Below are 13,286 nucleotides of genomic sequence, written 5' to 3' on the forward strand. Positions count from 1 at the left end.
TCTTCTATTTCCTAACGTGCGAGGGCGCTCAGATACCGAGCAGCTTCTTGGCGACCTTGGCGTCACCGGGAGCAAGGATCTTGTCCGCGGAGAGGCGGCGGGTGCGCTTGGTGGGCTTGCCCTCGAAGTTGTGGCGGAGGTTCGCCTGCTGCTTCTTGATCTTTCCGCTGCCGGTGACCTTGAAACGCTTCTTGGCACCCGAGTGGGTCTTCTGCTTCGGCATTTCTCTTCCTTCGTTGTCTATCCCGCCGGGCGGGAGTCGTGGGGGCCTTACTCGGCCGGAGCCTCTGCGGGCGCTTCCGCCGCCGGGGCGTCGCCGCGCGCCGAACGCGCAGCTTCCTTGTTAGCGGCGCGCTGCGCGTCGCGCTGAGCGTTCTGCTCGGCCTTCGCGTCGGACTTGTTGCGGTGGGGAGCCACCACCATGACCATGTTGCGACCATCGATGGTCGGGTTCGACTCGACGGTGCCGAACTCGGCGACATCCTCGGCGAACTTGCGAAGCAGGCGCACACCCTGCTCGGGCCGGGACTGCTCCCGACCGCGGAACAGGATCATGGCCTTGACCTTGTCACCGGCCTGCAGGAAGCCCTCGGCGCGCTTGAGTTTGGTTATGTAGTCGTGAGCTTCGATCTTCAGACGGAACCGGACCTCCTTGAGGACCGTGTTGGCCTGGTTGCGGCGAGCTTCCTTCGCCTTCTGCGCAGCCTCGTACTTGAACTTGCCGTAGTCCATGATCTTGACCACGGGCGGCCGCGAATTGGGCGCAACCTCGACCAGGTCGAGGTCCGCCTCCTGAGCCAGACGCAACGCAGCCTCAATGCGGACGATGCCGACCTGTTCGCCGTTGGGTCCGACGAGTCGGACCTCCGGGACGCGGATGCGCTCGTTGGTGCGGGGATCGCTGATGCGGAACTCCTCTTTCTTCGGTGACGGCTCCTGCATCGCGGAAGCGATGGAGGCGGAAGAGGAGTCGCACGCCACCCGAGCACGACGCGAGCGCCGGCTTCTACGCCCGAACGACCCCGGCGAGCGGAGCGGAGCGTGTGGACCCGGTAGCCTGGAGCGGCAAGCGCGGGTGGGATGGAATCCTCTTTCGTTCGGAGGAGAACCCTCCGAAGCCCGCCATAGTCTAGCAGAGAGTACGACGTGGACACGATCTCCGGCGATTCCGCCGCCTCCTCCCCCGATGCCGAACGTCTGTCGCGCTGGGAGGACCAGGAGCGCGCCGCGTCATCCGCGTCCCGCGACATCGCCGACGTGCCGGCCGTCGAGGTGATCACGACCACGGCCGTGCACCTCCTCAGCGCCGCCGCGGTGAAGGTCGGCCTCGCCGACGACCCGGATCATCAGACCGACCTCGACGAGGCGCGCAAGATCATCAACGCCCTCGCCGGGCTCATCACCGCCGGCGCGCCGGAGATCAGCGACATGCACGCGCGGTCCTTGCGCGACGGCCTGCGCTCCGTGCAGCTGGCCTTCCGCGAGGCGTCGGTGATCCCGGATCCGATCGGCAAGGGTCCCGGCGAGAAGTGGACCGGTCCCGTCACCTGATCCTCCCCGTCGACTCGCCAACACACGTCGTGTCTTCGCGCGAAAGTCGACGTATTCTGGCGACTCGACGGGTGGTGGCTACGAGAGCTTCACCGTCAGGGAGTCCACGAGCACGGCGATGCGGTCGTCGGCGGCCCACCGGCGCGCGACGCGGGCGAGCACGGCGTCCAGCTCCTGCTGGTCGAGCCCCTGCATGAGCTGAAGGTGCACGATCAGCTCGGGGCCGCGGAGGCGGCCGGTGGGATCCCCCGGCTCCACGGCCAGATCGAGCACCGCGAGCTCGCCCGCCACGCTCTCCTGCAGGCCCGTGAAGACCTCGGCCGAGAGGTGGCTGGGTTCCCACGCGATCCCCTGGCCGATCGCCCACACCGCCGGGCGGCGCAGCACGAACTCCGTCGCGGAGCCCGGGTCGATCACGATGAGATCCGTGTCGTCGGATGCGGCGGCCAGCGCCGTCCGCACGCCGTCGGCCGGCACGGGCCGCGCCGCCGCATCCCACTGCGCCATCGTCGCCACCGATGTGAACACCGGCAGGACCTTGCGACCGTCGGGAGCGGCGACGGTGACGATCGACAGCTCCTGCGTCTTGTCGACCACCTGACCATGCGGCCCGATGCCCTCGTCGCCGCGGCCCGCGATGAGGGGGATGAGCAGTCGCGCCGACCGGTACGCCTCGACGACGGCCCGCGCGTCGGCGCCCCCCGAGCGGACGGCGAGCAGCGCCGCCTCCAGCGCGGGGTCGGCCGAGCCGTCGTCGGCCGAATGGGCGTTCGGTTCGAACCGGCGCCCCTCCCAGGGCACGCCCGCCGAATCAGCGCGCGCGTCGTCAGTCTCCGGCGACATCCAGCGCCTCGGCCAGCGTGAACGCGCCGGCGTACAGGGCCTTGCCGACGATCGCTCCCTCGACGCCGAGCGGAACCAGCTCGCGGAGCGCAGCGATGTCATCGAGGCTCGACACGCCGCCGGAGGCGATGATCGGTTTCGGCGTGCGCGCGGTCATCTCGCGCAGGAGTTCGATGTTGGGCCCCTGCAGCGTGCCGTCCTTGGTGACGTCGGTGACGACGTAGCGGCTGCATCCGGCGTCCTCGAGACGGTCGAGCACCGTCCACAGATCGCCACCCTCCCGGGTCCAGCCGCGCGCGGCCAGCGTCGTCCCGCGCACGTCGAGTCCGACCGCGATCGCCTCGCCGTACCGGCCGATGACGTCCGCTGCCCATTCCGGGTTCTCCAGCGCCGCGGTGCCGAGATTCACGCGGGCGGCACCGCTTTCCAGAGCGGCCTCGAGCGAGCGGTCGTCACGGATGCCGCCGGACAGCTCGACCTGCACGCCGCGCACCTGCTTGATGACCTTGCGCAGGATGCCGGTGTTGCTCCCCCGTCCGAAGGCCGCGTCGAGGTCGACGAGGTGGATCCACTTCGCTCCCTGCCGCGCCCACTGGGCGGCCGCGTCGACGGGGTCGCCGTAACTGGTCTCGGTGCCGGCCTCGCCCTGCGTGAGGCGGACCGCCTTGCCGTCGGCGATGTCCACCGCGGGAAGCAGGATCAGTTCGGGGGTCGACGCGAAATCGTTCATGGCTCCTCGTGTGCGCGCGGGCGGTCGCCGGCAGCGGGCACAAGCTCAGAGAGTAGCCGTGCCGAGGCCGTCGATCCAATTGGAGAGCAATCGGATGCCGGCCTCCCCCGACTTCTCGGGGTGGAACTGGGTCGCCGACAGCGGGCCGTTCTCCACCGCCGCCAGGAACGGCGTGCCGTGGGTGGCCCACGTCAGGGTCGGCGAGGGGAACGGGGGGTGGACGTCGAGGTCCCACGTGCGGGCTCCGAAGGAGTGGACGAAATAGAACCTCTCGTTCTCGATGCCCGCGAACAGACGCGACTTCTCCCCTACCTGCACCGTGTTCCAGCCCATGTGGGGCAGCACCGGCGCCTCGAGCTGCGTGACGGCACCCGGCCACTCGCCCAGACCCTCGGTGTCGACCCCGCGCTCGACGCCGTGATCGAAGAGCACCTGCATGCCCACGCAGATGCCCAGCACCGGCCGGCCTCCGGCGAGGCGTCGTCCGATCAGCTCGTCCCCGCGGCTGGCGCGCAACGCCTCCATCACCGCGCGGAACGCTCCGACACCGGGGACGACGAGGCCGTCGGCGTCCTGGATCAGTCCGCGATCGGCCGTGAGGCGCGCGTCGGCGCCGGCTGCGATCAGGGCCTTGACGGCGGAATGGACGTTGCCCGATCCGTAGTCCAGTACCGCGACGAGCGGTCTGTCGCTCACAGCGCTCCCTTGGTGCTCGGGATCCCCTCCACGAGCGGATCGAGGGCCTTCGCCTGCCGGAACGCACGCGCGAACGCCTTGTACTCCGCCTCGGCGATGTGGTGCGGGTCGCGGCCCTCGAGAACGCGGATGTGCACGGTGAGACCGGCGTGGAAGGCGATCGCCTCGAAAGTGTGACGTACGAGGGACCCCGTGAAATGACCGCCGATGAGGTGGTGCTCGTATCCGGCCGGCTCCCCGGTGTGCACGAGGTACGGCCGGCCGCTGACGTCGACGACGGCCTGGGCGAGCGCTTCGTCGAGCGGAACGAGCGCGTCGCCGAAGCGCGCGATGCCGGCCTTGTCGCCGAGCGCCTGGCGCAGGGCGTCACCCAGGACGATCGCCACGTCTTCGACGGTGTGGTGCGCGTCGATGTGGGTGTCGCCGGTGGCGCGCACGGTCAGGTCGGTGAGCGAGTGCTTCGCGAAGGCCGTCAGGAGGTGGTCGTAGAAGGGGACGCTCGTGGAGACGGAGCTTCGCCCGGTGCCGTCGAGGTCGAGTTCGAGCTCGACGCGCGACTCGCTCGTCTCGCGGCGAAGCGCGGCCGTGCGCGGTGCAGCAGATCCCCCGGTCATGCCCTCGATCCTACCGAGGCCAGGGCATCGAGGAACGCGGTCGTCTCCTCCTCGGTCCCGGCCGTGACGCGCAGCGCGTGCGGGATGTCGAGGTTGCGGATGAGCACGCCCCGGTCGTACAGCGCCTGCCAGGTCGCGTCGGGGTCGTCGACCCCGCCGAAGAGGACGAAGTTCGTCCAGGATTCGTACGGCTCGTAGCCGAGGGCGGCGACGGTCGCCGAGATGCGGTCGCGCTGGGCGACGATCTCGTCGACCATGGCCAGCATCGTCGGGGCGTGCGCGAGCGCTGCCAGCGCCGCCGCCTGCGTCAGCGCGCTGAGGTGGTAGGGCAGCCGAACGAGGCGCAGGGCGTCGACGAACGCGGGATCGGCGGCGAGATAACCGACGCGGGCGCCGGCGAACGCGAACGCCTTGCTCATCGTGCGCGACACCACGAGGCGCTCACGTCCGGGAAGCAGCGTCAACGCCGAGCGCTCTTCGCGCGGAGCGAACTCGTGATACGCCTCGTCGACGATCACGATCGCGTCCACGGCGTCATAGACCGCCGAGATGACGTCGAGGCTGAGCGGTGTCCCCGTCGGGTTGTTCGGTGAGCAGAGGAACACGACGTCCGGGCGGGCCTGCGTCACCTGTTCGACGGCGGACTCCGGCGAAAGGACGTAGTCGTGTCCGCGCTCACCCGCGATCCACCGTGCGCCCACTCCCCGGGTGAGGAGCGGGTACATCGAGTAGGTCGGGCCGAAGCTGAAGGCGGTGCGCCCGGGACCCGCGAAGGCCTGCAGGATGTGCTGCAGCACCTCGTTCGACCCGTTCCCCGCCCAGATCTGGTCCGCCGTCAGTCCGTGCCCCAGGTACTCGGCGAACGACTCGCGCAGCGCGGTGAACTCGCGGTCCGGGTAGCGGTTCACATCGCGCAGCGCACGGGCGAGGGAGTCGAGGATGTCGTCGGCGACCTCCTGCGGCACGGGGTGCGTGTTCTCGTTGACGTTCAAGGCGACAGGCAGCGGCGCCTGCGGTGCGCCGTAGGGCACCATTCCGCGGAGGTCGTCGCGTAACGGGAGATCGTCGAGCCGGGTCGTCATTCCTCCCATGCTACGGCGCGCGCGGTCACCGAGCGGGCGCGTACTCCGCCGGGATCGCGAGGCGCTGACCGGCCGACACCGTCGCGGACTCGAGCGCGTTGAGACGCGTGATCGCGTCGACGACCTCACGCGGGTCGGCATCGGGCGCGACGTCCTGCGCGATCGACCACAGCGATTCTCCCGACATGACAGTGAGTTCGGCGAACGTGCCGGCGGGCGCCCCGGCGTCCCCCGATGCCAGGGCGGCTCCTCCGCCGAGGACGGCCATGACGATCGCGACGACAGCCGGCAGAGCGGCCAGGCCCGCAAGGACGCGCCGGCCGCGCGCGGTCAGGCGCAGACGGATGGTGGGGGCGGTGCTTGCGAGAGTGGTCATGGCTCCTCCTTGTTCCGGCGTTGCTGCGCCGTAGGTTCGCATCCGGCTCTCGGCCGGGAGAGCCGGATGCGAACCTGTCTTCCGAATCTATCTTCGATACAATCGACGTGTCAACAGCATCCGAATCGGAAACAGATCGAACGCGACACGCGTCGCGCTCCGCGATTCCCGGCTTCGATCCGGATACGGTTTCGACATCGGAAGACCATCACGGACCTCCGACATTCGAAGACCGGTGCCATCGCCGGCACGGGAGGGGAGCACGACATGACCGACGCGACGGCCGACCTGAGCGCCATCTCGAAGCCGCAGACGCGTCGGCGCAAGAGCCTCAGCGACAAGCAGCTCGCCATCCTCGAGGTCATCCAGCGCTCCATCGCGCGTCACGGATACCCGCCGAGCATGCGCGAGATCGGCGACGCGGTGGGGCTGAAGTCGCTGTCGAGCGTCACGCACCAGCTGAACCAGCTCGAACTGAGCGGCTATCTCCGGCGCGATCCCGGCAAGACGCGCGCGATGGAGGTGCTCATCGACCTCCCCGGCACGGCCGCGGAGAATCCGGCCGACACCGCCCCCGCGCTCGGCGACGCGGCCCTGGTCCCCCTGGTGGGGCGGATCGCCGCGGGTGTGCCGATCACCGCCGACCAGCAGGTCGAGGAAATCTTCCCCCTCCCCCGTCAGCTCGTCGGCAGGGGCGAGCTCTTCATGCTCAAGGTCTCCGGCGACTCCATGATCGACGCCGCGATCTGCGACGGCGACTGGGTGGTGGTGCGCTCGCAGGCCGACGCCGAGAACGGCGAGATCGTGGCGGCGATGCTCGACGGAGAGGCGACGGTGAAGACGTTCCGCCGTCGCGACGGACACACCTGGCTGCTGCCGCGCAACTCGGCCTTCGAGCCGATCCTCGGCGACGAGGCCGTGGTCCTCGGTCGCGTGGTGGCCGTCCTCCGTGCCGTCTGACGTATCGCGCTAGCCCAGCGCGATACACGTGACCGCTGCGGCGGCTGCGACGAACCCGACGATCTGCAGCCCGCTGGCGCGCTCGCGCAATCCCACCTGGGCGAGCAGGACGGTCACCGCCGGATAGAGCGCGACGAGGACGGCGGTGATGATGAGGAGCCCCTGCCTGGTCGCCAGCAGGAACAGGATGTTCGCCCCCATGTCCGCCGCGCCCGCGACGATCACCGTGCCGATCGCCGCGCGTGCGGGAACGAGCGCGCGGCGGGCGAGGATGGCGACGACCAGCATGAGCCCGATCGATGCAGCGCGGGCGCCGGCCAGCGGCCACAGTCCGCTGTCGGAGCTCGATTGTGCCAGCAGCACGAAGAAGAGCCCGAAGAGAGCACCGGCCGCCAGCGCGCCGCCGGTCGTCCGGCTTCCGAGGAGCTCGCGCCATGCGGGGAGCCGTCCGCCCTCCGCGCTGACCAGCACGGCCGCGACGAGGGCGATCACGATGCCGACGACGGCCAGGAACGTGGTCCGCTCCCCCAGCACGACGCCGATGAGGACGGGGACGCCGGCGCTCCCGAGCGCGGTCAGCGGCGCCGCGACGCTCATGCTGCCCTCGGCGAGGCTGCGATAGAACAGCAGCAGCGCCACGCCGCCCGCGAGCCCCGCCGCGGCGCCCCACAGCAGCGAGTCGGCACGGAAGACCCCGGGGATCACGAGCAGACCGACCGCGAGCAGGAGCACGCCGAGCGCCTGCGACCACAGGATCACGGTCGTCGCCGGCGTGCGGCGCGCAGCGAGCCCACCGGCGAAGTCGCCCGCGCCGAACAGCACCGCGCTTCCCAGCGCGAGGAGGACGGCGATCATCCGCCCGCACCGCGGGCGGGGACACGATCGGCATCTGAGCGTCTGCGGGGGTGGTCGAACGCCTCCATCCCTGCACCGTATCTTCCGCAATCGAGCCGGGTGCCGCCCTTGACTTCCCGCTACGCGCGCGGATCGGCCCGACGCCGCGCTCCCGGGTGGGGAATCTGCGGCATCGGGCCGATGCGAGGCCCCGCGCGCGTCGTCAGGCCGAAACGGCGACGCGCTCGCGCGTGGCGCGTGTGGCCTCGATGATGTTCTTCAGCGATGCGACAGTCTCGTCATACCCGCGCGTCTTCAGGCCGCAGTCGGGGTTGACCCACACCTGCCGCAGCGGAAGCTCGGCGACGGCACGGTCCAGGAGCTCCCCCACCTCCGCCACGGACGGGACGCGGGGCGAGTGGATGTCGTATACACCCGGGCCGATGCCGTGGGCGAAGCCGGAGGTGCGGATGTCGCCGATCACCTCGCCGCGGCTTCGCGCGGCCTCGATCGAGGTCACGTCGGCATCGAGCGCGGCGATCGCGTCGATCACGACGGCGAACTCGGAGTAGCACAGGTGCGTGTGCACCTGGGTGGCGTCCCCGGCGCCGGCCGTCGCCAGCCGGAACGACCCGACCGACCAGTCGAGGTACGCCGGCTGCGCGTCGCGGTGGAGCGGCAGCAGCTCGCGCAGCGCCGGCTCGTCGACCTGGATGATCTGGATGCCGGCGCTCTCGAGGTCGGAGATCTCGTCGCGCAGCGCGAGCGCCACCTGGTTCGCGGTCTCCCCGAGCGGCTGGTCGTCGCGCACGAACGACCACGCCAGGATCGTCACCGGGCCCGTGAGCATGCCCTTGACCGGCAGCGAGGTCAGCGACTGCGCGTACGTCGCCCAGCGCACCGTGATCGGCGCAGGGCGCGAGACGTCGCCCCACAGGATCGACGGACGCGTCGCCCGCGATCCGTAGGACTGGACCCACCCGTTGCGGGTCACGGCGAAACCGTCGAGGTTCTCGGCGAAGTACTGCACCATGTCGTTGCGCTCCGGCTCGCCGTGCACGAGCACGTCGAGGCCCAGCTCCTCCTGCAGCGAGATGACACGGGCGATCTCCTCGCGCAGGAACCCCTCGTAGGCCGTCTCGTCGATCTCTCCGCGCGTGAAGCGGGCGCGGGCGCGGCGGATGTCGCCGGTCTGCGGGAACGAGCCGATCGTCGTCGTGGGAAGAACGGGAAGACCGAGCGCCTCCTGCTGCGCGGCGTCGCGGACGGCGTACTCGCCGCGCGAGAAGTCGGCGCTCCGCAGCGCCGTCGCGCGCTCGCGCACGGCGCCGTCACTCACTCCCGGAGCACTGCGGCGGTCCGCGAGGGCCGCGGATGCGGCGGCGATCTCGTCGGCGATCGCCTCGGCTCCTTCGCGCAGACCGCGCGCGAGGACGGCGACCTGGCCGATCTTCTGGTCGGCGAACGCCAGCCAGCTCACCAGTCGCGGATCCAGGTCGGGCTCGTCGCCGACGTCGTGCGGCACATGCTGGAGCGATGTCGAGGTGGCAACGGCCACCGCGGCGGCGCCGAGCGCGTCGAGCTCCTCCAGGCGTGCCTGTGCGGCACCGAGGTCGCCCCGCCAGACGTTGCGCCCGTCGATGACCCCGCCCACGAGCGTCTTCTGCTCGAGCCCGGCGGCACTTGAGGGGACGGCTCCGCGCGTGAGGTCGACCGCGAGCGCTTCCACGGGCGCGGCGGCCAGTGTCGCCCACGCGGCGTCGCTCAGCTGTGCATAGGGAGCGGCGACGAGGATCGACGGCCGGTCGGATGCAGCACCGAGCACGGCGTACGCGCGCTCGGCGGCCGCCGCCAGGGCCGCCGCATCCTCGGGCAGGCTCTCGCTGACCAGGGCGGGCTCGTCCAACTGCACCCACTCCGCACCCGCGGCGCGCAGGGTCGTGAGCAGCTCGGCGTACACCGGCAGGAGGTCGTCGAGCCGGTCGAGCGGGCGGAAGCCCTCAGGCGCACCGTCGGCGGGCTTGGCGAGGGCGAGCAGTGTCACGGGCCCGACCACGACGGGGCGGGTCGTGTACCCCTCGGCCCGCGCCTCCGACACGAGGCGGCCGTAGCGGTCGCTGGACAGGCTGAAGACGGTGTCGGGGGCGATCTCCGGGACGAGGTAGTGGTAGTTGGTGTCGAACCACTTCGTCATCTCCAGCGGCGGGTTCTCGCCCGCGCCGCGGGCCGCGGTGAAGTAGGCGGACAGCGGGATGCTGCCGTCGGCGCTGCGCAGGCTCGCGAAGCGCTCGGGCAGAGCCCCGACGGTGATCGCCGCATCCAGCACCTGGTCGTAGTACGAGAAGGTCTCGGGGATGGCGGAGTCGTCGCGTCCGAGGCCCAGCTCCGCGAGTCGCTCGCGCGTCGCGCGCCGCAGGCTCGCCGCCTGCGTCTCCAGCTCGGCCTCGTCGATCGCGCCGGTCCAGTGCGACTCGACGGCGCGCTTCAGTTCTCGGCGCCGCCCGATGCGGGGGTAGCCGAGGATCGTGCCGGTGGGGAATGCGGTCATCTCGCGGTCTCCTTGTGCGGGGTGAGGATGCCGGCGTCGCGGAGGACCGCGAGCACCGTGTCGTGGTTGTTGAAGGCGTAGAGGTGGATGCCGGGGGCTCCGCCGTCGACGACGGCACGCACGAGCTCGGCGGCATAGGCGACACCGACCGCGCGCTGTCCGTCGGCCGTCGGTTCGACCTCCAGGGCGATCGCGAGCTCGGACGGGAGCTCCTCGCCGGTCAGCTGCAGCACGCGCCGAAGCCGGGCCGGTGAGGTGATCGGCATGATGCCCGGGAGGATGGGGATCGTGACCCCCGCCGCGCGGGCGCGCGCGACGAAGCCGAGATAGTCGTCGGGATGGAAGAAGAGCTGCGTGATGGCCAGGGTCGCCCCGGCGGCCTGTTTCGCCAGCAGGGCGTCGATGTGCTCACGCGGATGACGCGAACGCGGGTGGCCGCTGGGGAACGCCGCCACCGCGATCTGCACGTGCGGGCGGCGATCCACCCGCGCGGCTCCCGGAATGCCGGGGATGCCCGACTCGGTGTAGGGCGCGCGTTCGGCCTGCACTCGGTCGATGAGCTGGACGAGCTGCGCCGCGCTTTCGAGATCGCCGAGCTCCACCTCTTCCTCGGGCACACCCGCCGGCGGGTCACCGCGCAGAGCGAGGAAGCTCTCGATCCCGGCGTCGAGGAACTCGCGGATGAGGGCGGCCGCCCCGGCGTAGGTGTTGCCGATGCACGTGAGGTGCGCGAGCGGCTCGACGTCGGTGGTGGTCCGGATGCGGCGCAGGACTTCGAGCGAGCGGCCGCCGGTGGACCCGCCGGCGCCGTAGGTGACCGAGAGGAAGTCGGGACCGGTCTCCGCCAGTCGCGCGATCGTCTCGTGCAGCGCCGCCTCCGAGCTCGCCGAGCGCGGCGGGTACAGCTCGAAGGAGAATGGCACGCGAGCGCGCGATTCGTCGGACATCTGTGGACTCTCGGGGTTTCGGGGCGGCATCCGCGACCGGATGCGGCGCGCACGGCGGCGCAGGCGAACACGGCCGTTTGCCCACGGTAGCCGCTCGCGCCCCCGCCGGGCAGATCGTGTGTCGCTCTGTTGCGCGTCGGCATCCGGAGTCGACGACCTAGGCTGACGGGCATGCGCCGCGCTCTCTCCCACGGTTCCTGGCCCTCGCCCCTCACCGCCGTCGACGTGGCCGCCGCCTCACCCCGGATCGACGGCGCACTGTTCGTCGGAGACGAGATCTGGTGGGGCCAGACGGTCCCAGAGGAGGCGGGCCGGACGACGGTGAAGCGCCGGCTTCCCGACGGCACGATCGACGACATCCTGCCCGCACCGGCGAGCGCCCGCTCACGCGTGCACGAATACGGCGGCGGCGCGTGGACGGCAACCGATGCGGGCGAACTCCTCTACGTGGAGAAGGGCGACCAGCGCGTCCGGGCACTGCGCCCCGGGACGGCGGCGCGACCTCTGACGCCCGACGCGCCAGGAGTACGCTACGGCGGGCTGCGGATGCAGGGCGATCGCCTGCTCGCCGTCCGCGAGAGCGAGGGCGACGCCGCCGTTCCGGTGCGCGACATCGTCGAGATCGACCTGGCCGGCACCGGCCAGGTGCGAAGCCTCGTCGGCGGAAGCGACTTCGTGGCCCAGCCGGCGCTCTCCCCCGACGGCACGCGCCTCGCGTGGATCGCCTGGAACCATCCCGACATGCCGTGGGATCGCACCGAGCTGCGAGTCGGCGAGCTCCGCGGCGGAGTCGTGACCTCGTGGACGGTCGTGGCAGGCGGCGAGGACCGCGCCCCGCTGCAGCCGGAGTGGACCAGCGATGACGAGCTCCTCTTCCTCGACGATCCCACCGGACGCTGGAACGTGTGGTCGGCGCGGGTCGGCGAGGAGCCGCGCCCCGTCGCACCGGCAGACGCCGACACCGGCGGCGGCCTGTGGGTGCTCGGCTCTCGCTGGTTCGCGCCGGTGGCCGGCGGCATCGTGGCCGTGCGCACTCACGGTGCCGATGAGGTCGTCGCGGTGGACGGCGACGGCGATCGCGTCCTCGCGGTGCCGGTCAGCTCCGGCGCGCTCATCGAGGACGCGCGAGGTCGGAACGTGCTCGTCTCCGGTGCGGGCGAGACCACCCCGGGCGGCCTGTGGCTCGTCGATCTCGACGCGGCCGAGGACGGCGCGGTGGTGGTGTCCGGTGGCGCGCCCGTGCTGCCGGGCGAGTGGATGCCGCGCGCTCGCGCCGTGACGGCCGAAGGCTCCCGCGGGCCCGTCCACGCCTTCGCCTACGACCCGAGAAACCCCGACGAGGGAGGTCCGGCGGATGAGCTGCCCCCGTATGTCGTGCTGGTGCACGGCGGACCGACGGCGCACGTCGGACCCGCCGCATCCGCGAAGGTCGCCTACTTCACCAGCCGCGGGATCGGGGTTCTCGACGTCAACTACGGCGGGTCCACCGGGTACGGGCGCGCCTACCGCGAGCGCCTTCGCGGCCAGTGGGGCGTCGTCGACGTCGAAGACGTCGCGGCGGCGGCCGCAGCGCTCGTCGCCGACGGGTCGGCCGACCCGCGGCGCCTCGCGATAGAGGGCGGGTCAGCGGGAGGGTGGACGGTCTTGGCCGCCCTCGTCGATACGGATGTCTTCGCCGCCGGTATAGCGCGCTACGCCGTCGGCGACGCGCGAGCCCTCGCCGCCGAGACGCACGACTTCGAGGCGCGCTACCTCGACGGTCTCATCGGCCCGCTCCCCGAGGCCGAGGACCTCTATCGGCAGCGCTCCCCTCTCCGTCGTCCCGAGCGCTTCCGCGTTCCGCTGCTGATCCTGCAGGGATCGGAGGACGCCGTCGTCCCGCCCGCGCAGGCCGAGGCCATCCGCGATGCCCTCGCCGCGCGCGGGGTCCCGCACGCGTATGTCCTCTACGAAGGCGAGGGACACGGCTTCCGCCGGGGGGACACGATCGTGCACTCGCTGGAGAGCGAGCTGGCCTTCCTCGGCGAGGTGTTCGGCTTCACCCCGCCCGGCGTCCCGCCGATCGTCCTCGCCTGACGTGCACGTCTTGCGTGAATCGGCTGCGA

The 13,286-nt window shown here is 71.3% G+C and carries 14 protein-coding genes; 3 read left to right on the plus strand and 11 right to left on the minus strand.

Features of this window, described 5'->3' with window-relative positions; translation table 11 throughout:
* Nucleotides 1-28: 28 nt before the first annotated feature.
* Together rpmI and infC are read right to left on the minus strand one after the other, a co-directional pair.
* Nucleotides 29-223: a 50S ribosomal protein L35 gene (rpmI, locus tag ACTU3I_RS10400; protein ID WP_005048908.1), complete on the minus strand. Its 195-nt coding sequence runs from the start codon at nt 221-223 to the stop codon at nt 29-31.
* A 47-nt stretch (nt 224-270) separates the two neighbouring features.
* Nucleotides 271-942, minus strand: coding sequence for a translation initiation factor IF-3 (gene infC / locus ACTU3I_RS10405; protein WP_442926394.1), 672 nt, complete (start codon nt 940-942; stop codon nt 271-273).
* A gap of 204 nt (nt 943-1,146) precedes the next feature.
* Here infC and ACTU3I_RS10410 point away from each other — a divergent pair, with 204 nt between their 5' ends.
* Nucleotides 1,147-1,551, plus strand: coding sequence for a DUF1844 domain-containing protein (locus tag ACTU3I_RS10410; RefSeq protein ID WP_442925615.1), 405 nt, complete (start codon nt 1,147-1,149; stop codon nt 1,549-1,551).
* 78 nt (nt 1,552-1,629) lie between these two features.
* Here the strand turns inward: ACTU3I_RS10410 and ACTU3I_RS10415 are convergent, their stop codons facing one another.
* From ACTU3I_RS10415 to ACTU3I_RS10440, 6 genes are read right to left on the minus strand one after another with little or no spacing between them, the layout of a single operon-like run.
* Nucleotides 1,630-2,394 (minus strand): SseB family protein, encoded by a 765-nt coding sequence (locus ACTU3I_RS10415; protein WP_442925616.1) that lies wholly within the window; start codon nt 2,392-2,394, stop codon nt 1,630-1,632.
* Complete coding sequence (priA, locus tag ACTU3I_RS10420; protein WP_442925617.1) at nt 2,378-3,124, minus strand: bifunctional 1-(5-phosphoribosyl)-5-((5-phosphoribosylamino)methylideneamino)imidazole-4-carboxamide isomerase/phosphoribosylanthranilate isomerase PriA; 747 nt, start codon at nt 3,122-3,124, stop codon at nt 2,378-2,380. Before priA ends, ACTU3I_RS10415 begins: the two co-directional genes overlap by 17 nt.
* Nucleotides 3,125-3,169: 45 nt before the next feature.
* Nucleotides 3,170-3,820: an imidazole glycerol phosphate synthase subunit HisH gene (gene hisH, locus ACTU3I_RS10425; protein WP_442925618.1), complete on the minus strand. Its 651-nt coding sequence runs from the start codon at nt 3,818-3,820 to the stop codon at nt 3,170-3,172.
* A complete protein-coding gene (hisB, locus tag ACTU3I_RS10430) occupies nt 3,817-4,434 on the minus strand; it encodes an imidazoleglycerol-phosphate dehydratase HisB (RefSeq protein WP_442925619.1) in 618 nt (205 codons plus the stop codon). The genes hisH and hisB overlap by 4 nt, the downstream gene beginning before the upstream one ends.
* Entirely contained in the window at nt 4,431-5,516 is a 1,086-nt protein-coding gene (locus ACTU3I_RS10435) for a histidinol-phosphate transaminase (RefSeq protein WP_442925620.1), read from the minus strand. Before ACTU3I_RS10435 ends, hisB begins: the two co-directional genes overlap by 4 nt.
* 25 nt (nt 5,517-5,541) lie before the next feature.
* Nucleotides 5,542-5,892, minus strand: coding sequence for a LysM peptidoglycan-binding domain-containing protein (locus ACTU3I_RS10440; protein WP_442925621.1), 351 nt, complete (start codon nt 5,890-5,892; stop codon nt 5,542-5,544).
* 267 nt (nt 5,893-6,159) lie between these two features.
* Between ACTU3I_RS10440 and lexA the strand changes: the two genes are divergently transcribed.
* A complete protein-coding gene (gene lexA, locus ACTU3I_RS10445) occupies nt 6,160-6,852 on the plus strand; it encodes a transcriptional repressor LexA (protein WP_442925622.1) in 693 nt (230 codons plus the stop codon).
* Nucleotides 6,853-6,861: 9 nt separating this feature from the next.
* Here the strand turns inward: lexA and ACTU3I_RS10450 are convergent, their stop codons facing one another.
* The 3 genes from ACTU3I_RS10450 to ACTU3I_RS10460 form a co-directional block, all read right to left on the minus strand.
* Complete coding sequence (locus ACTU3I_RS10450) at nt 6,862-7,707, minus strand: EamA family transporter (RefSeq protein ID WP_442925623.1); 846 nt, start codon at nt 7,705-7,707, stop codon at nt 6,862-6,864.
* Between the two features lie 202 nt (nt 7,708-7,909).
* Nucleotides 7,910-10,234 carry a 5-methyltetrahydropteroyltriglutamate--homocysteine S-methyltransferase gene (gene metE / locus ACTU3I_RS10455; protein ID WP_442925624.1) on the minus strand — a complete coding sequence of 775 codons (2,325 nt, stop codon included), beginning with the start codon at nt 10,232-10,234 and terminating at the stop codon, nt 7,910-7,912.
* A complete protein-coding gene (locus ACTU3I_RS10460) occupies nt 10,231-11,181 on the minus strand; it encodes a methylenetetrahydrofolate reductase (RefSeq protein WP_442925625.1) in 951 nt (316 codons plus the stop codon). The genes metE and ACTU3I_RS10460 overlap by 4 nt, the downstream gene beginning before the upstream one ends.
* Nucleotides 11,182-11,352: 171 nt before the next feature.
* On the opposite strand from ACTU3I_RS10460, the gene ACTU3I_RS10465 reads away from it, so the two are divergent.
* Complete coding sequence (locus ACTU3I_RS10465) at nt 11,353-13,257, plus strand: prolyl oligopeptidase family serine peptidase (RefSeq protein WP_442925626.1); 1,905 nt, start codon at nt 11,353-11,355, stop codon at nt 13,255-13,257.
* Nucleotides 13,258-13,286: the final 29 nt, after the last annotated feature.

This window comes from Microbacterium sp. RD1 (assembly GCF_052220165.1).
In the GTDB taxonomy this organism is placed as follows: Bacteria; Actinomycetota; Actinomycetes; order Actinomycetales; family Microbacteriaceae; genus Microbacterium.